The sequence below is a fragment of the Sphingomonas sp. 2SG genome, assembly GCF_005503285.1.
Lineage (GTDB): Bacteria > Pseudomonadota > Alphaproteobacteria > Sphingomonadales > Sphingomonadaceae > Sphingomonas > Sphingomonas taxi.
This window is the reverse complement of the sequence record NZ_SCMZ01000003.1, coordinates 116,486-137,241: the sequence shown is the minus strand read 5'-3', so window position 1 is coordinate 137,241 and position 20,756 is coordinate 116,486. Positions and strand designations below refer to the sequence as shown.

Genomic DNA, 20,756 nt, shown 5'->3' with positions numbered 1-20,756 from the left:
CGCTGATGGTCCGTTTGCCGTTCATCACGACGTTGCGCGACAAACCCGCATCTGAACACCAGCCCGCGCCGGCCGTTGAGCCGGCAATGACCGACCCCTATCCCCGCACCGGCATCATCGACATCGGCTCCAATTCGGTGCGGCTGGTGGTGTATCAGGGCCATCCGCGCATTCCCGCGACGCTGTTCAACGAAAAGGTGATGGCCGGGCTCGGCCGCAGCCTCGCCGCGACCGGCGCGATCGACGCGGACAGCATGGCGCTCGCGATCGGCGCGCTGCGCCGCTTCGCGATGGTCGCCCGCGAAATGGACGCCCCCGTCCGCACGGTCGCCACCGCCGCGGTGCGCGATGCGAGCAACGGCGCCGCCTTCATCGCCGCCGCGAAGGACCTCGGCCTCACCGTCGAGCTCCTTTCCGGCGAGCAGGAGGCGACCGCCGCGGGCATGGGGGTGCTGTCGGCGATCCCCGATGCGGACGGCATCGTCGGCGATCTCGGCGGCGGCAGCCTCGAACTCGTCCGCGTCGTCGCCGGCACCGTCACCGACCGCATTTCCTTCCCGCTCGGCGTACTGCGCATCGCCGCGCTGCGCGCCAGCCGTGGCCCGGCGTTCGACCGCCACGTCACCCGGCTGATCGCCGAGGCGGGCTGGACCGGGCGGGGCAGGGGCCTGCCGCTCTACATGGTCGGCGGATCGTGGCGCGCGCTGGCGCGGCTCGACATGAGCCTGACGCATTATCCGCTGCCGATCATCCACGGCTACAGCCTCGCCCCCGAAACCGTCGGTCGCCTCGGCCGCAGCATCGCGCACCTCTCGCGCCCGCGGCTGCGCAGCGTGCCCGGCATGTCGTCGGTTCGCGCCGCGCAGCTCGGCGACGCCACCGCGCTGCTGTCGGTGGTGATGCGCGAACTCGGCTCGGCAAGCGCGATGGCCTCGACCTTCGGCCTCCGCGAGGGGTTGCTCTATGCGACGCTCGATCCGAAAACGCGGGCGCTCGACCCGCTGATCGTCGCCGCGCGCGAGGAGGGCAAATTGCTCGGCCGCTTCGCCGAGCACGGCGACCTGCTCGCCGCCTGGATCGCACCGCTCTTCCCCGACGATACGCCGGAGCTTGCGCGAATCCGCCATGCCGCCTGTCTGCTCGCCGATACCGGCTGGCGCGCCAATCCCGAATTCCGCGACGAGCGCGGGTTCGAGGTCGCGCTGCACGGCAATTGGGTGGCGATCGACGCGCCCGAACGGGCGATGCTCGCGCAGGCGTTGCACACCAGCCTCGGCGGCAGCACGACGCCGCATCCCCTGCTCGCCGGCCTCGCCAGCACCGGCCAGATCGCGCTGGCGATCGACTGGGGGCTGGCGATCCGCCTAGGCCAGCGGTTCAGCGCCGGTCTCGCCGGGCCGCTGCAGCGCGCATCGCTGGCGCTGGTCCCCGGTCACGTCGCCTTGTCGCTGACCGAGGCGGACCGGCCGCTCTATGCCGAGACGGTCGAGCGTCGCCACACCGCGCTGGCCACGGCGCTCAAGCGCAAGCCGCGCCTCGCGATCAGGTGATCAGCCGCACTTCAGTCCGCTGATCAGCCCGCCGTCGTCGAGCAGGATGTTCAGCCGGTCGACGCGGAAATCCTGCGTCGTGACATCGTCGGGATGGATTACCCGCGAGATCGCCGAATGCGTCATATGCTCGATCTCGGGCCGCATCCGCTCGCGGAACTTGACGCCTGCGAAGCGGATCTTGACCGCTTCGTCGATCACGCACGGGCCCCGTTCGGGCTCGGGCGCTGGCATCGTCGCACATCCTGCCGCGAGCACCGGCAGTAGAAAGGCCAACCGCATCATGCTGCTTCCTCCGTTCGCGTCATCTTGAGCTTGCCGCCGCGCACCGCGAAGCCGAGCCGCCCCTCGACCAGATCGAGCGCATCGCGCCCGAACTGGTCGAAGCGCCAGCCCTCCAGCATCGGCAATCCGGTGCGCACCCCGGCGGCGAGCGCTTCCAGCTCTTCCGACCGCGCCAGCAGCCGCGACGCGACGTCGATATCGCGCGAGCGGATCTTGAGCAGCAGCTTGAGCAGATCGGCGACCAGCGCGCCCTCCTTGCCCAGCCCGGGCTTGCGATCGTCGCGCGGCGGCAGCTCGTCGGCGCCAAGCGGTGCCGCCGATTCGATCGCCGCCATCAGCCGCCCGCCGATATCGTTCGACGCCCAGGTCGCCGACAGGCCGCGCACCTTGGCGAGATCGGCCTGTTTGCGCGGCGGATGGCCGGCGATGTCGCCCAGCGTCTCGTCCTTGACGATCCGCCCGCGCGGCAGGTCCTTCGACTGCGCCTCCAGCTCGCGCCAGCGCGCCAGCGCCTTGAGCCGCCCGAGCACGTCGGGCTTGCGCCCCGAAATGCGCACGCGCTTCCACGCCTGATCGGGATCGTTGGCGTAATTGGCCGGGTCGGCGAGCCGCTCCATCTCTTGGTCGAGCCACACGCCGCGCCCGGTCTTGCGCAGCCGTTCCAGCATCTTGGGGAAGATCACCGCGAGATGCGTCACGTCGCCGATCGCATATTCGATCTGCCGCGCATCGAGCGGCCGGCGCGCCCAGTCGGTGAAGCGCGCGCCCTTGTCGACGACGATGCCGAGCCAGCTGTCGACCAGGTTGGAATAGCCGATCTGCTCGCCTTGCCCCAGCGCCATCGCCGCGACCTGCGTATCGAACAGCGGATGCGGCGTCTTGCCGGTGAGATTGTAGATGATTTCGATATCCTGCCCGCCGGCGTGGACAACCTTGAGCACGTCCTGATTCTCGGTGAGCAATTCGAGCAGCGGCGTCATGTCGAGCCCCGGCGCCATCGGATCGATCGCCGCCGCCTCGTTCACGTCGGCGATCTGGATCAGGCACAATTCGGGATAATAGGTGCTCTCGCGCATGAATTCGGTGTCGACGGTCACGAAGTCGGCATTGGCGAGGCGGGCACACAGATTGGCGAGGCTGGCGCTGTCTGTAATCAACGGGTGGATATGCATGGCATTGCCATAGCCACACGCGGCCGGGTTGACAAAGCCAAGTGAGACGGGGAAGCGCGACCCCTCGCACAACGCCATTATCCGGCCGGAAGAAACGATCATGCACGCCTATCGCTCCCACACCTGCGCCGCGCTTACCGCAGGCAACGTCGGTGAGACCGTCCGCCTGTCGGGCTGGGTCCATCGCAAGCGCGACCACGGCGGCGTGCTGTTCGTCGACCTGCGCGACCATTACGGCATCACCCAGATCGTCGCCGACAGCGATTCGCCGGCGCTGCCGACGCTCGAATCGCTGCGCGTCGAGTCGGTCGTCACGATCGACGGCGTCGTGAAGGCGCGCTCCGAGGCGACGCAGAACCCCAATCTCGCCACCGGCGCGATCGAGGTGTTCGCGCAGGCCGCGACCGTGCAGAGCCACGCGCAGGAGCTGCCGATGCCGGTGGCGGGCGACGCCGAATATCCCGAGGATATCCGCCTGCGCTATCGCTTCCTCGACCTGCGCCGCGAGCGGCTGCACCAGAACATCATGCTGCGTTCGAAGGTGATCTCCTCGATCCGCCAGCGGATGATCGGGCAGGGCTTCACCGAATTCCAGACGCCGATCCTCACCGCGTCGAGCCCCGAGGGCGCGCGCGACTATCTCGTCCCCAGCCGCGTCCATCCGGGCAAGTTCTACGCGCTGCCGCAGGCGCCGCAGATGTTCAAGCAGCTCCTGATGGTCGCCGGCTTCGACCGCTATTTCCAGATCGCGCCCTGTTTCCGCGACGAGGACGCGCGCGCCGACCGTAGCCCGGGCGAATTCTACCAGCTCGATTTCGAGATGAGCTACGTCACGCAGGAAGACGTCTTCCAAGCGATCGAGCCCGTGCTCCACGGCGTGTTCGAGGAATTCGCCGACTGGCAGGGCAAGGGCCGCACCGTTAGCGCGCTGCCGTTCAAGCGCATCCCCTATCGCGAATCGATGCTGAAATACGGCAACGACAAGCCCGACCTGCGCAACCCGATCCTGATCAGCGACGTCTCCGACCAGTTCGTCGGCTCGGGCTTCGGCCGCTTCGCCTCGATCGTCGAGGCCGGCGACGTCGTCCGCGCGATCCCCGCGCCCGGCACCGCCGACAAGAGCCGCAAGTTCTTCGACGACATGAATGCCTGGGCGCAAGGCGAGGGCTTCGCCGGCCTCGGTTATGCCACCCGCAAGGGCGGCGAATGGGGCGGCCCGATCGCCAAGAACCACGGCGAGGACAAGATGACCGCGATGGCCGATGCGCTCGGCCTCGGCCCGGACGACGGCCTGTTCTTCGCCGCCGGCAAGGAAGGGCAGGCGGCCAAGCTCGCCGGCCTCGCCCGCACCCGCGTCGCCGAGAGCCTCGGCCTGATCGACCAGAGCCGCTTCGAATTCTGCTGGATCGTCGATTTCCCGATGTTCGAGTATGACGAGGACAACAAGAAGGTCGACTTCAGCCACAATCCCTTCTCGATGCCGCAGGGCGAGATGGAGGCGCTGGAGAGCAAGGACCCGCTCGACATCCTCGCCTATCAGTATGACATCGTGTGCAACGGCGTTGAACTGTCGTCGGGCGCGATCCGGAACCATCGTCCCGAGATCATGTACAAGGCGTTCGAGATCGCCGGCTATTCGCAGGCCGAGGTCGACACCAATTTCGCCGGCATGATCAACGCGTTCAAGTTCGGCGCGCCGCCGCACGGCGGTTCGGCGCCGGGTATCGACCGGATCGTCATGCTGCTCGCCGACGAGCCCAACATTCGCGAGGTCATCGTCTTCCCGATGACGCAGAAGGCGGAGGACCTGATGATGGGCGCGCCCAATTTCGCGACGCCCAAGCAGCTCAAGGAACTCAACCTGCGCGTCGCGCCGCAGGCGGGTGCCGCCGCTACCGACGCCGACAAGGCGGTCGCGCCCAAGGCCGGCTGACCGATGGGCCGACGGGTGTCCTTGCAGTGCCCGTCGGCCGGACCGGCTCAGAACGCGCCGTGCACCCGCGCCCCAATCACGTTGGCGGGGCCGCGGTCGCGATTGTAGCCGGGATTGCCGATCCGTTGATAATCGAGCGTCAGCTCGAATCCACGGGTCGCGGCGAGCTTGTAGAAGGCCTCGCCGATATATTCGTCCCCCGGATGCGGCAGCCGGCCGTCGCCGACCAGCACACCCAGTCCGCCCGCATTGAGATAGCGCTGGTGCGCCGCGCTGATCCCGTTGACGATCAGCGCCGCCCCCACCGTGTCGACGGCGCGGTGCCAGCCCGCACCTTTCAGCGACACGCCGAGCTGCGCCGTCCGATCGATATCGGTGAAATCGTAAGGCTCGATCGCGCCGTCGGCGACCCCGGCGCGCGCGAACAGCCCGAGCGTATCGGTGACCGCCTGCTCGCCGTTGACGCTCGCGCCGAGCCGCGTCCGCCGCGCCCGCACGAGCGCGGTGTCGGCATCGCCGCCGGTCGCCGCCGCCAGCGCCAGCGCCAGCGCATCGTCGAACCGGCCAAACTGCCCGCGGTTGCGGAACAGCGTCAGCCGCAGCGCCCCGTCGTGACCATTGATCTGGTGGCGGTGCTCGATCTCGCCATCGACCTGATATTGCTGGAAGCGCGTCTCCAGCGTCTCGCCATTGGGCACCTTCGACAGGTTGAACAGGCCGAGCCGCAGCGTCCAGTCGCCGCGATACAATTCGCCCGCGATCCCGGTCGAATAGCCCCAGGCATCCGCGGCATAATCGAAACTGCCCGCATCCACCGCCGACCAGTTGAGGAAGTCGCTGCGCGGATCGTGCGCATAGCTGTTGGTGTCGAACACGTCGCCGACGCCGAACTTGCCCGCGGTCAGCACCAGCCGGTCGCTGTCGCGCGTGCCGGCGAGCTGGTTCATCGCGCCGGCCACCGCCTCGCGCCCGCCGCCCAGCCCGATCGTCTGACGGAAGAACAGCCGCTGCAACCGGAGATACGGGCGCTTGCGTCCGACCTTATACGCCTCCGCGCTCGGGAAGCCCGCGGCGCCCAGCGTGTTGGACAGGCCGAACCCCTGGTCGATTTCCGGATTGATCCAGAGTTCGCCGCCGCGCCATGGCCGCACCCCGGCATAGAGCGTGACGTCGACCGTCTCCTTGATCTGCCGCGGCGTCAGGCTGTTCGTCCCCTCATAGGGCGAGGCGAAGCCGGGCGTGCCCTGCAGCACGCCGGTCACCTGGCCGTGGATCGCCCAATCCTGATCGGTCACCGCGGGCTCGGCGACCGTCTGCGCCCGTGCCGGGGCGTGGAGGGTCAGGCCGACGAGCGCACAGGCGCCCACCAGCAGGGTTGCGATACGAGTCATGTTGGTCCCCCTAGAAGCGCTTGATTACAATTGGTGGGTCAGCGCGAGCTGACCGATACGGATCAGCACCAGCCCGCCCGCGACGACGAGGTAGAGGCGCAGCACCGTCAGCCATAGTTTGTCGCCCCGCCGCAGAGCTGCCGGGGCCAACGTGTCGAGCGGCGGCATCCGCCAGTCGTCGCGACCGGTGCGATCGATCGGTGCGGCACGGACCGGCGCGACCAATTGCTGCACGCCCAACCCGAGCAATGCGATGCCCAGCCCGCCGCCGAGGATCCACAGCATCGCGCCCGCGCCGAGGTCCGGCACCAGCACCGATGCGGTCAGGATCACCGAGAGCAGCACCAGCACCGCGATCACCGCTCCGGTGAACAGGTTGAGCCAGCGGCCGTTGCGCCATGGCCCCAGTACCGCTTTGTCGTTGCACAGCAGCAGCAGGAACACCGTCGCGCTCGGCAGCAGCACGCCCGCCAGCGACTGCACCGCATTGGTCAGCAGCCCCAGCGGCGTTCCCGGGATCAGCACCAGCGCCGCCGCCACTGCGATCAGCCCGGCGAAGACGAGGTAGAAGGCGATCGAATCGCGGGGCGAGCGGTGCAGCGAATGGCGGATGCCGAACGTGTCGCCGATCGCATAAGCGGTGCTCAGCGACACCGCCGACGCGCCGATGATCGAGGCGTCGATCAGCGCCACCGCAAACAGCACGCCCATCAGCCGCCCGCCGTGCGCCGCGATGCCGCGCGCCACCGCGCCGGCGTCGGTGAAATGCCCGGCCCCGGCGGTCCCGGCGAAGGCGGCGGCGGTGAACGCCATCATCGCGACCCCGCCGACGATGACGACGGCGATGCCGACCCACAAATCGATGCGGCTATAGGCCATGAACCGCGGCCCGATCCGTTTGTCGATCAGATAGCTCTGCTGGAAGAACAGCTGCCACGGCGCCACCGTCGTGCCGACGATCGCGATGATCAGCAGCATCACCTCCGACAGCCTGCCGTGCGCGGGCAGGCCGGGGATCAGAACGTCGTGGGCGATCTGCCCGGCCGGCGGATGGATGGTCAGCGCGACCGGGATCAGCAGCAGCGACCCGAACACCAGCACCATCATGAACCGCTCGAAGCGGCGGAAGCTGCCGGTGCTCGCCGCCGCGACGATCAGCACCGCCGCCACCGCGACGCCCGCCACCTTGGGCACGCCGAGATGATCGAGCCCCAATGTGATGCCGATGAACTCGGTGACGATCGTCAACGCGTTGAGCAGGAAGAGATCGATGACGCTGAACGCGCCCCAGAAGCGGCCGAACCGCTGGAAGATCAGCCGGGCGTGACCGACCCCGGTCACCGCGCCCAGGCGCAGCACCATCTCCTGGTTGACGTAGAGCACCGGCACCAGCAGCAGCAGCGTCCACAGCAGGCTGGTGCCGTAATTCTGCCCGGCCTGCGTATAGGTGCCGAACGCACCGGCGTCGTTGTCGCCGACCATCACGATCAGGCCGGGACCGATGATCGCGGCCAATGTCATCAGCTTGCGCCGCCAGTTCGGGCGGGTGCCGGTATCGTCCCGGGCGATCGTACCGAAGGCGCCGATGATGTCGCCGAGATGGGCGTCGTCGAGATGGGCGGTGGCGCGCGGCGGCGCCCCGTTCAATGCGAGGTTGGTCATGGCACGATCTCCGCGTGCGTCGTTCGATAAGGCGGCTAGGGGGGAGGGGCGGCGCTCAGGCCGCCGCGGTTCGCCGCTCGCGCAGGTCGCGGTCGTGCTGCAGGCGGCACGCGGCCAGCCGGATGCGACGGTTGAGCGGCTCGCTACGGCCGGCGTCGGCGCGCGGATCGGCGCGTCGTATCGATAGGATCATGGCGACCTCCTTGGTCCGGATAATTGGGTCCGGCCGGGAGGGACGCCGCCGCGCTTAGGCGGTGGGCGTGCGCTCCCCGACCGGGGCATGTCCGGCGACGTGGATCAGCGGAGCGGCGCTCCTACTGTCCCCTTCGCTGGACACAGGCGTAGATCGGGGTTTCATCATCGTCCTTCGTCAGGCGAGCGGGAGATCCGCTCTGTCGACTCGCGTCCGCCGCGATGCCGATGGACGCCACATACCCCTCCGGAGTATAGGTTCAAGTCCAAAATGGAGCAGGCATGAGCCACGTCGAAAAAGAGAAGAAGAAGCTGCTCAACCGGCTGGCCCGGCTGCGCGGACAGATCGCCGCGATCGAGCGCGCCGTCACCGAGGATCGCGAATGTGCGCGGGTGCTGCAACAGGCGACGGCGTGCCGCGGCGCGCTCGACGGCTTCATCGCGGAGGTGATCGAGGATCATATCCGCGAACATCTCGTCGACCCCGCCGCCGCCGACGACAGTCCCCGGCGCCGCGCCGCCGACGAACTGATCGACATCGTCCACGCCTACCTGACGTGAGCGGCTGATTGAGCAAGCGACGATTGCAGATCGCAATTCACAGCTCAAGGTTTTCGTTTTTGTAACAAAATCGGAAATCGTTCTCGTGCAGGATCTTGCAAGGCATATTCTTCAACATCCCAGAATAACCGCCTTCGCTCCTATACAGGTTTAACCTTTCGTTATCGTTTGTTACGGCAATCGCGCCCCGGTTAACTCGAACCGGGGGCGGTAGAATGCGTAAATGGGTATATCTTTTGGCAGCGGCTGGCTGCGCAGGAGCGATCGGCCATGCCGAGGCGCAGGGGTTGCGGGGGCTGGCGCCGACGACCAAGCAAGGCGAACAGGACAAGGCCAAGCCGGCCGTGGCGGAGAATACCTCGGACATCGTCGTCACCGCGACGCGGCGTTCGCAGCGATTGTCGAACGTGCCGATCGCCGTGAGCGCCTACGGTACCACCGCGCTCCGTCATTCCGGTGCGACGGATATCCGTCAGATGGCGCAGCTCGTGCCGTCGCTCTTGGTCACCTCCACCGGCTCGGAAGCCAATGCCACCGCGCGCCTGCGCGGCATTGGTACGGTCGGTGACAATCCCGGACTGGAAAGCTCGGTCGCGGTATTCATCGACGGCGTCTACCGCAACCGCACCGGCTCGGGCCTCAACGATCTCGGCGAGGTCGAACGGATCGAAGTCCTGCGCGGGCCGCAGGGCACGCTGTCGGGACGCAATTCCTCGGCGGGCGCGATCAGCATCTACACCAAATATCCCGAGTTCAAGTTCGGCGGCTACGGCGAGGCGAGTTACGGCAATTACAATGCCGTCCGCCTCGCCGGTGCGCTGACCGGTCCGGTGCTCAAGGATACGCTCGCCTTCCGCGTCGACGGCGTCGTCGCCAGACGCGACGGCTTCTACACCGACGTCGTCAACAAGACCGACTATAACGATCGCAACCGCTATTTCGTCCGCGGCCAGTTGTTCTTCAAGCCGAGCACCGACCTGTCGCTACGCCTGATCGGCGACTACACCTATCGCAACGAGAAATGCTGCGGCGCGGTCTATGTCGATACGCGCGAGAAATACGATCCGACGCCGGGCGTGGCGGGTGATTTCGCCGTTTCGCCGCAGAACCGCATCGTCTCGGTCATGCAGAGCCTCGGCGCCATCCTGCCGAGCGCGGGCGATCCCTACAATCGCCGCACGGTCGCCTCGCCCGGACGCGCCTATGCCAACGTCACCAAGGATTACGGCATTTCGTCGCGCATCGGCTGGACGATCGGCAGCGTGCAGCTCATCTCGATCAGCGCCTATCGCGAATATCAGGCGGGCGACGCCGCCGATCCGGAATACAGCAGCCTCGATATCGGCTATCGCGCCGACGACGGCAACGCCTACCGCCGGTTCCGCACCTATACGCACGAGACGCGGCTGAGCGGCGGCCTGTTCGACAACAAGCTCGACTGGCTGGTCGGCGGCTATTTCGCCCACGAAGGGCTCGAGGTCGCCGACAATTTCAAGCTGGGCACGCAATTCGGCGCCTTCGCCTCGTGCAGTCTGGTCGCGCGGCTGAGCGCCAATCCGGCGCTGCGCGATCCGGCCCGCTCGGGCTGTCTCAGCACTGCGGGCCGTACCGCGCTCACCGCCGCGCTGGGCGGAACCGTGGTCGGCGGTCTCGATCGGCTGAGCACCGCCAACAACGTCGGCGCGCTGCGCGACGTGTTCGATCAGACCAGCACCAACTACGCCTTCTTCACGCACGACATCCTGCGCATCACCGATACGCTGAGCCTCACCGCCGGCCTGCGCTACACGCACGAGCACAAGGTGCTGAACGCCTCGCTCAACAGCAGCAACAGCGTCTGCCCGGCGCAGCAGGCGGCGCTCGCGTCGGCGCAGACGGACGCCGACCGGACGCGCCGCACCATCGCCGCGGGGCTCGTCGCGATCGTCTGCGCGGGCAATTCGACCACCGCGCTCAACGGCGTTCCGCTGAAGGACTCGATCGGCGAGGGCCAGTTCACCGGCACCACCGTGCTGTCATGGCAAGCGACGCCGAGCACCTTGCTCTACGGCTCCTACGCCCGTGGCTACAAGGCGGGCGGCTACAATCTCGCCCGGTCGGGCCTCGCCCTCGGCAGCACGCGCGCCAGCGACCTGCGCTTCGATCCGGAAACGGTGCAGGCGTTCGAGCTGGGCGTCAAATACAGCACCGAGAAGTTCAGCGCCAACCTCGCCGGGTTCCGCTCGTCGTTCCGCGACTTTCAGCTGAACACCTTCAACGGCAGCGCTTTCGTCGTCCAGAACATCGGCGCCTGCGACGTGTCGCTGAACGGTGCGGATCGCGACGACAGTTCCGCGTCGGGCGCCTGCACCGGCAAGGTCGGTACCGGCGTCGTCACCCAGGGGTTCGAACTGGAGGCGGGCGCCTATCCGACGCCAGACGTCACTTTCAACCTCGGCTATACCTACGCCCATACGCAATACCGCGACGATCTGGTCGGCAGTGCCGCAGGCGCGCCGCTCACCGCCGCCCTGTTCATGCTTCCCGGCCACCAGATGTCGAACGCACCGCGTCACGTCATCACCAGCGCGGCGACATGGACGCCGGCGATCGGCGGCAATGGCCTCACCGCCCTGTTCTACGTCGATAGCCGCCTGACCAGCGACTATAACACCGGCTCCGACCTGTTCGCCGAGAAGGTCCAGGACGGCTATGTCCTGGTCAACGCGCGGATCGGCATCCGTGGCCGCAATCAGCGCTGGGCGCTCGAATTCTGGGGCCAGAACGTCTTCGACACCAACTACCAGCAGATCGCCGCCGCCGCCTTCCTGCAGGGCAGCGGCAGCCAGTCGCAGGTCCAGCAGTTCGGTGCGCCGCGCTATGCGGTCGGCAATGCGCTGACCACCGCGTTCCTCGCCGAGCCGCGCACCTACGGCGTAACGCTCCGCTCACGCTTCTGACCTGCCCGTACCACCCGGCTATCGAACGGACTCCACATCTTAGCGGCGTGACGAATGCGTCGCAGGCGCAAGCCGGGGCCGACGAGCAGCTATAATAGGAAAACCAACCCGTCGCTGGGACCGATCGGCGAGAGCATGGGCACCGACGGGGATGGTGGAAGCGACGGCGCCGTACGCCGGCGTCAATCCGCGACGTGAGATCGCTCTCATCCTGCCCCGAAGGAACGACGACCATGAAGATACCGCGCAAACTCGGCCTGTCCTTTCTGGCGATCAACGCGTCCGCCGCGGTCGTGATGCTGGTGTTCCTCGCCAACATCCTGTCGATCCAGCGCTCGACCGAGCGGAACAACGTCAGCCAGACGATCTACGCCAAGGCGCTGACGCTGGAGACGTCGATGCTGCGGCAGAACAGCCAGTTCCGCGGTTTCCTCGTCACCGGCGATCCCAGCTACCTCAAATCCTACGAAGAGGGGCGCAAGGAGTTCGACGACACCGCCGTCGATCTCCAGCGGCTGCTCACCGACCCGGTCAAGCTCAATCAGGTGCGCAGCGCCAATCGCGAGGCGCTCGCCTGGCGGCGCGACTGGGGCGACCGGCTGATCGGCTGGGTCAAGGCCGGCCGTCGCGAGGAGGCGGAGGCCGCGGTCCGGGCCGCCGGCGACAAGGTGCTGGTCAGCAAGGTCGCGCTGCCGCTGCGCGACCTGCGCAAGGCCGAGACCGAGGAAATGGAGCAGAACGCCGCCAGTCAGGATGGCGCGATCCGCACCGCGCTGATCACGCTGGTGATCGGTGGCATCGCGCTGATCGGGATCGCGATCACGCTCGCGATGATGCTGAGCCGCCAGCTCGCCCGGCCGATCACCGCGCTGACCGAGGCGATGGCCGATCTCGCCAGGGGGCGTCACGACATCGCGATCACCGCGACCGACCGGACCGACGAACTCGGCGACATGGCGCGGGCGGTGACCGTCTTCCGCGATGCCGCCAGGGCCAAGCTCGCCGACGATCGCGACCGCGATGCGGCACGCGAGACGATCGGCGTGGCGCTGCATCGTCTGGCGGAGGCCGATCTCACCGTCCGCATCACCGACGTGCCCGAGGCCTTCCAGAGCCTGTCGCGCGACTTCAACGGCGCCACCTCGAGCCTGTCGCGCGTGCTCGGCGAGGTGCGGGGCGGCGTGCTGGCGATCACGCACAATTCCGAGGAGATCAGCCGCGCGACGCTCGATCTGTCGCAGCGCACCGAACAGCAGGCGGCAGCGATCGAGCAATCCGCGGCGGCGCTCGACGAGGTGACCAAGTCGATCCGCGAGGGCGCCGGCGCGGCGATCGGCGCGAGCGGCTCGATGACCGAGACGCGCGGCGAGGCGGAGCGCGGCGGCGCGGTCGTCAAGGAGGCGATCGGCGCGATGCAGGGCATCGAGAAGGCGAGCAAGGAGATCGCCGAGATCATCAGCCTGATCGACGGCATCGCCTTCCAGACCAATCTCCTCGCCCTCAACGCAGGCGTCGAGGCGGCGCGCGCGGGCGATGCGGGCCGCGGCTTCGCCGTCGTCGCGCAGGAGGTGCGCGCGCTCGCCCAGCGCTCGGCCAATGCCGCCACCGAGGTGAAGAACAAGGTGACCTCCGCCTCCGTCCATATCCGCACCGGCGTCGATCTGGTCGATCAGACCGGCCAGGCGCTGGCGCGCATCATCGAGCGCGTCGGCACGGTCAGCGTCGCGATCGACGCGATCGCGACCTCCTCCGATCAGCAGGCCAAGAGCCTCGGCCAGATCAACGTCGCGATCAGCGAGATGGACACGATGACGCAGGAGAATGCCGCGATGGTCGAGGAGACCTCGGCGGCGGCGCGGCGGCTGGCGGAGGAGGCGGACCATCTCAACCAGTCGGTCGGCGCCTTCGTCATCGATCATGAACCGGCGCTCGCGGCACCGCCGCCGCCGCCGGTGCGGGTTCTAACCCCGTCGAAGCCCAAGGTCGGTCGCCTGACCAAGGCGCCATCGCGTCCGCGCCTCGTCGCCAATGGCGATTGGGATACGTTTTGACCGTCCTGACCGGGATGATCGCCACGCCTGACGACGCCGCCGACCGCGGGCCGCTGCGACGGCAGGCCGCCGCGGTGCGCGAGATGGGATCGAGCTTCGTCGCCACCGTGCTGGAGGCGGCGGAGCGCCAATTGCATCAGGCGCCGCGCACCGCCGCACTGATCGCCGCCTGGCCGCGCGACGTCGCCGCCGATGCGCTGGCGATGCGCTTCAACGCCGCGCTGCATGCGGTCGCGCGCGGCGAAACGCTGCCCGCGCTCGCCGCGCTGTATCGCGATCAGACGGGCGATTTTGATCGCGTCATCGGCGAGGCGCTGGCGGTGGCCGACGACGTCATCGTCGAATGGATGCGCGACCCGCCGCAGACCAACGAGGTCGGCCGCACCGCGGCGATCATGGCGGCGCTGATGGTCGCGCGCGCGCATCACGACATGCCCTGCGACCTGCGCGAACTCGGCGCCAGCGCCGGGCTCAACCTCAATCTCGATCGCTATGTCTACGACCTCGGCGGCCGCACCGTCGGCCTGGCGGGATCGCCGGTGCGCGTCGCGCCGGCGTGGCGCGGCGCGCCGCCGCCGGTCCGCCCGGTCGAGATCGTCTCTGCGCGCGGCGTCGACCTGCGCCCGGTCGACGTCGGCGACGCCGCCGCCCGCGCGCGGTTGATGGCCTATATCTGGGCGGACCAGCACGATCGCGCCGCGCGGCTCGCCGCGGCGCTGGCGATCGCCCGCGAACGGCCGCCGCAGGTCGATGCGGGCGACATCGCGCTCTGGCTGCCCGATCAGCTCGCCCGGCCGCAGCCGGAGGGGCGCTGCCGGATCATCGTCCATTCGATGGCGCTGCAATATCTCGATCCGGTCCGCCGCCAGACCGTCGAGGCGGCGTTTCGCGACGCGGGCGCGCGCGCCACCGCGGCGCGCCCGCTCGCCCGCATTGGCTTCGAATGGACCACGCCGCGCGATGCCGTCCATTTGTCGCTGACCGTCTGGCCGGACGGGGGCACGCATCATCTCGCCACCTGCCACGCTTATGGCGCCTGGATCGACTGGCACGGCCCGACCGACTGACCGTCGCTATTTCTCGACGCATCGCTGTGCCGCACGCGCGACTGGTGCGTTCGACGCAGCAATGCCAAGGAGGATGCCGCGCGTGATCGATCTTGCCGACTTCGAAAAGACCAAGGCCTATAAGGGCCATTACAAGCGCGATCTCGCCGCGTTGCAGGACCGGCTGGAGCGCATTCTCGTCGCGCATATCGTCCACGACCGCCGCGCCGTCGTGATGTTCGAGGGCTGGGACGCGGCGGGGAAGGGCGGCATCATCCAGCGTCTCACCGCCGACTGGGATCCGCGTCACTTCGCCGTCCACCCGATCGCCGCACCGACCGACGAGGAAAAGGCGCACGACTTCCTGTGGCGTTTCGGCCGCGCGCTGCCCGCGCCCGGCGACATCGCGATCTTCGACCGCAGCTGGTACGGCCGCGTCCTCGTCGAGCGCGTCGAGGGCTATGCCAGCGAGGCGGAGTGGCATCGCGCCTATGAGGAGATCAACGCCTTCGAGGCCGATCTGATCGCCGGCGGCACCACGCTGATCAAGCTGTTCGTCCACGTCTCTCAGGCCGAGCAGGACCGCCGGCTCGAGGACCGGCTCGACGACCCGTGGAAGCGCTGGAAGACCGGCCTCGACGACTATCGCAACCGCGCCCGCCGCGCCGATTATCTGGCGGCGATGCACGACATGTTCGCGCGCACCGACACCGGCGGCGCGCCGTGGACGGTGATCAACGGCAACGACAAGAAGGCCGCACGCATCCACGCGCTCACCGCGATCGCCGACCATCTCGAGGCGAACGTCGACATGACCCCGCCGGCGCTCGACCCGGAGGTGGAGCGCGTCGCACGGGCGGCACTGGGCCTCGACTGACGGTTAGAAGCTCGCCTCGTCATAGACGCGCGACAGGTCGCCCGCCCATTCGCCGTGATAGCGGTCGAGCAGCACTTGCGCGGGCACCTTGCCCGATCGCACCACCTCGCGCAGCGGGTCGAGGAAGCCGGTCTCGTTGTCGCCCATGCCGTTACCGCGGCCCCGCGCGGCAAGACCGGCGTGGGCGATGTCGAGCACCTGCCCGGCGATATTGCCGAGTCGCCCGCCACCCGGCAGCGGCGCGTCGAGTGCCAGCTTCGGCACCGCCGAACGCAGCGCCTCGCGATCCTCCATCGACCAGTCCTTGACGAGGTCCCACGCCGCGTCGAGCGCGCCCTGGTCGTAGAGCAATCCGACCCAGAAGGCGGGAAGCGCGCAGATCTTGTTCCACGGCCCGCCATCGGCGCCGCGCATCTCGAGGAAGGTCTTGAGCCGCACCTCCGGGAAGGCGGTCGACAGGTGGTCGTTCCAGTCGTCGATGCTCGGCTTCTCGCCGGGCAGGACGCTGAGTTCGCCCTTCAGGAAGTCGCGGAACGACAAACCGGCGGCGTCGATATAGCTGCCGTCGCGATAGACGAAGTACATCGGCACATCGAGCATGTAATCGGCGTAGCGTTCGTAGCCGAAGCCGTCCTCGAACACGAACGGCAGCATGCCGGTGCGCGCCGGATCGGTGTCCGACCAGATATGGCTGCGGTACGACAGGAAGCCATTGGGCTTGCCCTCGGTGAACGGCGAATTGGCGAACAGCGCGGTCGCCATCGGCTGCAACGCAAGCCCGACGCGGAACTTCTTCACCATGTCGGCTTCCGAAGCGTAATCGAGGTTGACCTGGATCGTGCAGGTGCGCAGCATCATATCGAGCCCCATGCTGCCGACCCGCGGCATATGGCGCAGCATGATCGCATAGCGGCCCTTGGGCATGATCGGCAGCTCGTCGCGGCGCTTGTCCGGCCACATGCCGAGCCCGAGGAAGCCGATGCCGAGCTTCTCGCCCGCGGCCTTGACCTGTTCGAGATGCCGCCCCGTCTCGGCGCAGGTCTGATGCAGATTGTCGAGCGGCGCCCCCGACAGTTCGAACTGCCCCGCCGGCTCGAGGCTGACGCTGCCGTCGGCGCCGTTGAGCGCGATGATCTTGCCGCCCTCCTCGACCGGCTGCCAGCCATATTGCTGGAGCTCGTTGAGCAGGTCGCGGATGCCGCCCGGCTCGTCCCAGCTCGGCGCGGCATGATCGCTCTGGCGATAGACGAATTTCTCATGTTCGGTGCCGATCCGCCAGCGATCGGCGGGCTTCTCGCCACGCGCGAAATGCGCGATCAGCTGGTCGCGCGACTCGATGATGGGCGAGGTCGTGGCGCTCTCGGTCTTGGTCGTCATGATCGCGCCCTTACGCGGGGATGAACGGCGGCGCCAGTCAGTCTTCCTGCCAGTCCCCGCAAGCCGCCATCCATAAGGAAACCGCCGCCGCCGCGGCGGTATCCGCACGCAGGATCCGGGGGCCGAGTCCGATCCCCACCGCCTGCGGCAACGCGCGGATCGCGGCCCGTTCCTCCTCGGTGAAGCCGCCCTCCGGCCCGATCAGGATCGCCGCCGGCCCGCGCCGCGCCCGCATCGCCGCGAAGGCGGGCAGCCCGCCGGTCTCGTCGGCGAAGAATAGCGTCCGCTCCGCCGGCCAGTCGCGCAGCAGCGCCGCCAGCTTCACCGACTCGGCGAGCACGGGCAGAGCGGTCCGCGCGCATTGCTCCGCCGCCTCGATCATATGGCTGCGCAGCCGGTCGAGCTTGGGCCGGTCGACGATCGTCCGCTGCGTCACCACCGGCACCAGCCGGTCGACGCCCAGTTCGCACGCCTTCTCGACCAGCCAGTCGATCCGCCCCTTCTTGAGCGGCGCCGCGCACAGCCACAGATCGGGCACCGGCTCGCGCCGCCGCAGCCGTGTCGACACGTCGACAATCAGCTCGCGCTTGCCGACGCTGGCGGCGGTGGCGAGCCATTCGCCGGTGATGTCGTCGAACACTTTCACCGGATCGCCCGGCGCCATCCGCATCACCGCGACGAGATAATGCGCCGCCGGCCCGTCGATACGCAGCGGCCCCGGCGCCAGCTCGGTCTCGACGAACAGCCGCGGCGTCGATTGCGGCGGCCAGGCAGGGGTGGCGGTCATGATCCTCTTTTGCGGCGTTGCCGCGCCCATAATTTGCGTGCGACGATCCAGGCCAGCAACGCCGCCGCCGCCACCGCGACGACGGCGACGGTAATCACGCCGGCGACGCGCAGGATCGCCCAGAAGAGCGCCTCCACGAACCGTCCCACCGCTACCGACAACCCGATCATCCATTGCGATTGCCGCAAGTCCGCCGCGATAGCGAGGCAAAAGCACGCCCGCACCCTTGCCCGCGGCGGCGATTGCGCGGCAAAGGCGGGCCATGTCAGCCGAGATCGTCCCCGACAGCGAACACCGCGGCCTCGTCGGCCGCCTCCCGCCGACCGCGCGCGGCCTCGCGCTGCTCGCCCGGCTCGACCGGCCGATCGGCTGGTGGCTGCTGTTCTGGCCGGGGGCGTGGGCGGTGGCGCTCGCCGGCGGCACGCTGACGCGCTGGCCGCTGATCCTGTGGATCCTCGCCGGCAGCATCGCGATGCGCGGGGCGGGGTGCGTCTACAACGACATCGTCGACCGCGACCTCGACGCACAGGTCGCGCGCACGCGTGCGCGGCCCATCCCGAGCGGGCTCGTCTCGCTCAAGCTCGCCTGGATCTGGCTGCTCGTCCTCTGCCTGATCGGCCTCGTCGTCCTCGTACAGCTCCGCCCGCTCGCCGCCGGCGTCGCGCTGGCCAGCCTCGCCCCGGTCGCCGCTTATCCCTTCATGAAGCGGATCACCTGGTGGCCGCAGGCGTGGCTCGGCCTCGTCTTCTCCTGGGCGGCGCTGGTCGGCTGGAGCGAGGTCGCCGGCGACCTGTCGCTGCCGATGTGGCTGCTCTACGCCGGCTGCATCGTCTGGACGATCGGCTACGACACGATCTACGCGCTGCAGGACCGCGAGGACGATGCGCTGATCGGCGTCCGCTCGTCGGCGCTGCGCATGGGCGCGCACGTCAGGGGCGGCACCGCACTGTTCTACGTGCTGGCGCTCGCCTGCTGGGCGGCGGCGATCTGGCGCGTCCGGCCGGACCCGGTCGCCTTGCTCGCGCTGCTCCCCGTCGCTGCGCATCTCCTCTGGCAGGTCGCGACGCTCCGCCCCGACGACGGCGGCAATGCGCTCGCCCGCTTCCGCAGCAACCGCTTCGCCGGCCTGCTGATGTTCCTCGCCTGCGTCGTCGTGGGGACATCGGCGGCTGGGTGAGGGGGCGATTGCCGCTGTCTATCCCGCGCCGACCCGCGTCATGGCATCCAGCCATCCCCGGACCGCAGCGATCTCCGGCCGCACCGCCGCAGCGCGCGTCGTCAGGACATGATAGGAACCGCCGTCGATCACCGGGCCGAACGGATGGACCAGCAGCCCCGCCGCCAGATCGGGCGCCGCCAGCGTCAGGCTGCTGACGACCGCGCCATGACCGGCGATCGCTGCCTGTAGCGCATGGCCATCGTCGGTGAAGCGCGGCCCGGTGGTGATCGGCAGCCCTTCGATCCCGGCGAGCCGCGCCCAGCTCGCCCAATCCGGGCCGGCGACCGGGCTCGTCCATTCCGAATGGAGCAGCGGTACGCGCCGCAGATCGTCGGGCGTCGCGACGGCCAGCGCGGGGCTGCACAGCACGCCGACGCGCTCGGCCAGCAACGGCGTCGCGACGAGGTCGCCGAACGGGCCATCGCCATAGCGTATCGCGATGTCCGCGCCTCCGCTGGTAAGATCGACCAATAGGTCGCTGGCATGCAGATGCAGGTCGATCGCCGGATGCGCCGCCGCGAAGCCGCCGACCGCTGGGACGAGCAGCCGCGCCGTGAACAGCCGGGTTGCCGACACGACCACTGCCGTCCGCGCACGGGCGCGGCGGAGCTGCGTCACGCCGCGGGCGAACGCATCGAAGCCGTCGCGCAAGACGGGATAGAGCATTGCCCCGGCGGGGGTCAGCGATACCCGCCGCACATGGCGGACGAACATCGCCTGACCCAGCGTCTCTTCGAGCAGGCGCACCTGATGACTGATCGCGGTCGGCGTCACGCCGAGCTCCGCCGCCGCCATGCGGAAACTGAGATGTCGCGCGGCAGCTTCGAACGCGCGCAGCGTCGCCAGTGGCGGGAGATCGCGGCGGCTGACGATGGATGAAGGCACCTCAGTTACCCCCTGAGCAATTCGCGTTCGTCGCTGACGAAGCGGAACGATAAACTAGCGGCATCATGGATGAGGACAATATGACGATGTACAGCGATGCCGATAAGCCCCGCCGCCTGCTCCACATCGATGCGAGCGCCCGGTTCGGCCGTTCGGACGGTCAACCCCACGGCTCACACAGTCGACGATTGTCGCATCGCTTCGTCACGAGGTGGCAGGCACGGCGACCTGCAGATATCGTCCTAAGCCGCGACATCGCTGCCCATCCGCCGACACCTGTCGACGCCGCCTGGATCGACGCGAGCTTCACGCCGGTGGAGCGCCGCTCTATCGAACAGGCCGCGCGTCTGCGCGAAAGTGACGCGCTGACTGAGGAGCTTCTCGGTGCCGATCTGCTGGTCGTCGGCGTCCCCATGTACAATTTCGGGGTGCCGTCGCAGCTGAAGGCGTGGATCGACAACATCGTGCGGGTCGGCCTTACCTTCGGCTTCGATCGCTCGCGCGACGGCGAACCCTATTGGCCGATGCTGCCCACCGGCAAGCGGCTCATCATCCTCACCGCGCGCGGCGATCACGGCTATCGGCCCGGCGAACGGCTCGCCGGCATGAATCTCGTAGAGGCCGGGCTGACCGTACCCCTCGGCTATATCGGCCTCACCGACAGCCGGACCATCGCGATCGAATATGACGAATTCGGAGACGAACGCCTCGCCGCCTCGATCGCCGCAGCGGAAACGGCGGTCGACGACCTGGTCGATGCGCTCGGCGCGACCGAAGGCTGGGCCCTCCCTGACGACTGATCGTTCCCGCTATGTCCTACACGGCGTCG

18 protein-coding genes are annotated in these 20,756 nt (G+C 68.5%); 9 read left to right on the top strand and 9 right to left on the bottom strand.

The genetic code is table 11. From position 1 onward, the window contains the following. Positions 1-86 precede the first annotated feature (86 nt). Entirely contained in the window at positions 87-1,550 is a 1,464-nt protein-coding gene (locus FFS23_RS02740) for a Ppx/GppA family phosphatase (RefSeq protein WP_137897349.1), read from the top strand. Here the strand turns inward: FFS23_RS02740 and FFS23_RS02735 are convergent, their stop codons facing one another. Together FFS23_RS02735 and rnd are read right to left on the bottom strand one after the other, a co-directional pair. Next, positions 1,551-1,835: an I78 family peptidase inhibitor gene (locus FFS23_RS02735; protein ID WP_137897348.1), complete on the bottom strand. Its 285-nt coding sequence runs from the start codon at positions 1,833-1,835 to the stop codon at positions 1,551-1,553. It abuts the gene before it with no gap. Continuing rightward, the gene (gene rnd / locus FFS23_RS02730) at positions 1,832-3,007 is read right to left on the bottom strand and encodes a ribonuclease D (protein ID WP_038659490.1); all 1,176 of its coding nucleotides are present in this window, start codon (positions 3,005-3,007) and stop codon (positions 1,832-1,834) included. Before rnd ends, FFS23_RS02735 begins: the two co-directional genes overlap by 4 nt. 100 nt (positions 3,008-3,107) lie before the next feature. On the opposite strand from rnd, the gene aspS reads away from it, so the two are divergent. Continuing rightward, positions 3,108-4,940 (top strand): aspartate--tRNA ligase, encoded by a 1,833-nt coding sequence (gene aspS, locus FFS23_RS02725; RefSeq protein ID WP_137897347.1) that lies wholly within the window; start codon positions 3,108-3,110, stop codon positions 4,938-4,940. Between the two features lie 47 nt (positions 4,941-4,987). Here aspS and FFS23_RS02720 read toward each other — a convergent pair whose 3' ends face one another. Genes FFS23_RS02720 through FFS23_RS19975 form a run of 3 tightly spaced genes read right to left on the bottom strand, consistent with a single transcriptional unit; the run spans position 4,988 to position 8,186 of the window. Then, entirely contained in the window at positions 4,988-6,331 is a 1,344-nt protein-coding gene (locus FFS23_RS02720; RefSeq protein ID WP_137897346.1) for a carbohydrate porin, read from the bottom strand. Positions 6,332-6,355: 24 nt separating this feature from the next. Further along, the gene (locus FFS23_RS02715; RefSeq protein ID WP_137897345.1) at positions 6,356-7,993 is read right to left on the bottom strand and encodes an NRAMP family divalent metal transporter; all 1,638 of its coding nucleotides are present in this window, start codon (positions 7,991-7,993) and stop codon (positions 6,356-6,358) included. Between the two features lie 55 nt (positions 7,994-8,048). After that, positions 8,049-8,186, bottom strand: coding sequence for a hypothetical protein (locus FFS23_RS19975; protein ID WP_156143766.1), 138 nt, complete (start codon positions 8,184-8,186; stop codon positions 8,049-8,051). A gap of 281 nt (positions 8,187-8,467) precedes the next feature. Between FFS23_RS19975 and FFS23_RS02710 the strand changes: the two genes are divergently transcribed. From FFS23_RS02710 to FFS23_RS02690, 5 genes are all read left to right on the top strand, one after another. Continuing rightward, positions 8,468-8,746, top strand: a complete 279-nt coding sequence (locus FFS23_RS02710; RefSeq protein ID WP_038659480.1) for a metal/formaldehyde-sensitive transcriptional repressor — start codon at positions 8,468-8,470, stop codon at positions 8,744-8,746. A gap of 215 nt (positions 8,747-8,961) precedes the next feature. Next, positions 8,962-11,685 carry a TonB-dependent receptor gene (locus FFS23_RS02705; RefSeq protein ID WP_137897344.1) on the top strand — a complete coding sequence of 908 codons (2,724 nt, stop codon included), beginning with the start codon at positions 8,962-8,964 and terminating at the stop codon, positions 11,683-11,685. A 233-nt stretch (positions 11,686-11,918) separates the two neighbouring features. After that, positions 11,919-13,736 (top strand): HAMP domain-containing methyl-accepting chemotaxis protein, encoded by a 1,818-nt coding sequence (locus FFS23_RS02700; RefSeq protein ID WP_137897343.1) that lies wholly within the window; start codon positions 11,919-11,921, stop codon positions 13,734-13,736. Then, positions 13,733-14,803, top strand: coding sequence for a DUF2332 domain-containing protein (locus FFS23_RS02695; protein ID WP_249340490.1), 1,071 nt, complete (start codon positions 13,733-13,735; stop codon positions 14,801-14,803). Before FFS23_RS02700 ends, FFS23_RS02695 begins: the two co-directional genes overlap by 4 nt. A gap of 73 nt (positions 14,804-14,876) precedes the next feature. Further along, on the top strand, positions 14,877-15,659 hold the full coding sequence (locus FFS23_RS02690; RefSeq protein WP_171009329.1) for a polyphosphate kinase: 783 nt from the start codon (positions 14,877-14,879) through the stop codon (positions 15,657-15,659). A 3-nt stretch (positions 15,660-15,662) separates the two neighbouring features. Here FFS23_RS02690 and FFS23_RS02685 read toward each other — a convergent pair whose 3' ends face one another. Genes FFS23_RS02685 through FFS23_RS02675 form a run of 3 tightly spaced genes read right to left on the bottom strand, consistent with a single transcriptional unit; the run spans position 15,663 to position 18,011 of the window. Then, positions 15,663-17,036, bottom strand: coding sequence for a glutamate--cysteine ligase (locus tag FFS23_RS02685; protein ID WP_137897341.1), 1,374 nt, complete (start codon positions 17,034-17,036; stop codon positions 15,663-15,665). 37 nt (positions 17,037-17,073) lie between these two features. Beyond that, complete coding sequence (locus FFS23_RS02680) at positions 17,074-17,823, bottom strand: 16S rRNA (uracil(1498)-N(3))-methyltransferase (RefSeq protein WP_137897340.1); 750 nt, start codon at positions 17,821-17,823, stop codon at positions 17,074-17,076. Further along, positions 17,820-18,011: a hypothetical protein gene (locus FFS23_RS02675; protein ID WP_137897339.1), complete on the bottom strand. Its 192-nt coding sequence runs from the start codon at positions 18,009-18,011 to the stop codon at positions 17,820-17,822. The genes FFS23_RS02680 and FFS23_RS02675 overlap by 4 nt, the downstream gene beginning before the upstream one ends. A 74-nt stretch (positions 18,012-18,085) precedes the next feature. On the opposite strand from FFS23_RS02675, the gene ubiA reads away from it, so the two are divergent. Further along, entirely contained in the window at positions 18,086-19,000 is a 915-nt protein-coding gene (ubiA, locus tag FFS23_RS02670) for a 4-hydroxybenzoate octaprenyltransferase (RefSeq protein WP_137897338.1), read from the top strand. A gap of 18 nt (positions 19,001-19,018) precedes the next feature. Here the strand turns inward: ubiA and FFS23_RS02665 are convergent, their stop codons facing one another. Continuing rightward, positions 19,019-19,927, bottom strand: coding sequence for a LysR substrate-binding domain-containing protein (locus FFS23_RS02665; protein ID WP_249340489.1), 909 nt, complete (start codon positions 19,925-19,927; stop codon positions 19,019-19,021). Between the two features lie 65 nt (positions 19,928-19,992). Between FFS23_RS02665 and FFS23_RS02660 the strand changes: the two genes are divergently transcribed. After that, positions 19,993-20,727: an FMN-dependent NADH-azoreductase gene (locus tag FFS23_RS02660; RefSeq protein ID WP_283214433.1), complete on the top strand. Its 735-nt coding sequence runs from the start codon at positions 19,993-19,995 to the stop codon at positions 20,725-20,727. Positions 20,728-20,756: the final 29 nt, after the last annotated feature.

What these genes read in the sequence shown, in the direction of transcription:
- FFS23_RS02740 (WP_137897349.1), top strand. Translation starts at nt 87, where the DNA reads ATGACCGACCCCTATCCCCGCACCGGCATCATCGACATCGGCTCCAAT.
- FFS23_RS02735 (WP_137897348.1), bottom strand. Translation starts at nt 1,835, where the DNA reads ATGATGCGGTTGGCCTTTCTACTGCCGGTGCTCGCGGCAGGATGTGCG.
- rnd (WP_038659490.1), bottom strand. Translation starts at nt 3,007, where the DNA reads ATGCATATCCACCCGTTGATTACAGACAGCGCCAGCCTCGCCAATCTG.
- aspS (WP_137897347.1), top strand. Translation starts at nt 3,108, where the DNA reads ATGCACGCCTATCGCTCCCACACCTGCGCCGCGCTTACCGCAGGCAAC.
- FFS23_RS02720 (WP_137897346.1), bottom strand. Translation starts at nt 6,331, where the DNA reads ATGACTCGTATCGCAACCCTGCTGGTGGGCGCCTGTGCGCTCGTCGGC.
- FFS23_RS02715 (WP_137897345.1), bottom strand. Translation starts at nt 7,993, where the DNA reads ATGACCAACCTCGCATTGAACGGGGCGCCGCCGCGCGCCACCGCCCAT.
- FFS23_RS19975 (WP_156143766.1), bottom strand. Translation starts at nt 8,186, where the DNA reads ATGATCCTATCGATACGACGCGCCGATCCGCGCGCCGACGCCGGCCGT.
- FFS23_RS02710 (WP_038659480.1), top strand. Translation starts at nt 8,468, where the DNA reads ATGAGCCACGTCGAAAAAGAGAAGAAGAAGCTGCTCAACCGGCTGGCC.
- FFS23_RS02705 (WP_137897344.1), top strand. Translation starts at nt 8,962, where the DNA reads ATGCGTAAATGGGTATATCTTTTGGCAGCGGCTGGCTGCGCAGGAGCG.
- FFS23_RS02700 (WP_137897343.1), top strand. Translation starts at nt 11,919, where the DNA reads ATGAAGATACCGCGCAAACTCGGCCTGTCCTTTCTGGCGATCAACGCG.
- FFS23_RS02690 (WP_171009329.1), top strand. Translation starts at nt 14,877, where the DNA reads ATGCCGCGCGTGATCGATCTTGCCGACTTCGAAAAGACCAAGGCCTAT.
- FFS23_RS02685 (WP_137897341.1), bottom strand. Translation starts at nt 17,036, where the DNA reads ATGACGACCAAGACCGAGAGCGCCACGACCTCGCCCATCATCGAGTCG.
- FFS23_RS02680 (WP_137897340.1), bottom strand. Translation starts at nt 17,823, where the DNA reads ATGACCGCCACCCCTGCCTGGCCGCCGCAATCGACGCCGCGGCTGTTC.
- ubiA (WP_137897338.1), top strand. Translation starts at nt 18,086, where the DNA reads ATGTCAGCCGAGATCGTCCCCGACAGCGAACACCGCGGCCTCGTCGGC.
- FFS23_RS02660 (WP_283214433.1), top strand. Translation starts at nt 19,993, where the DNA reads ATGGATGAGGACAATATGACGATGTACAGCGATGCCGATAAGCCCCGC.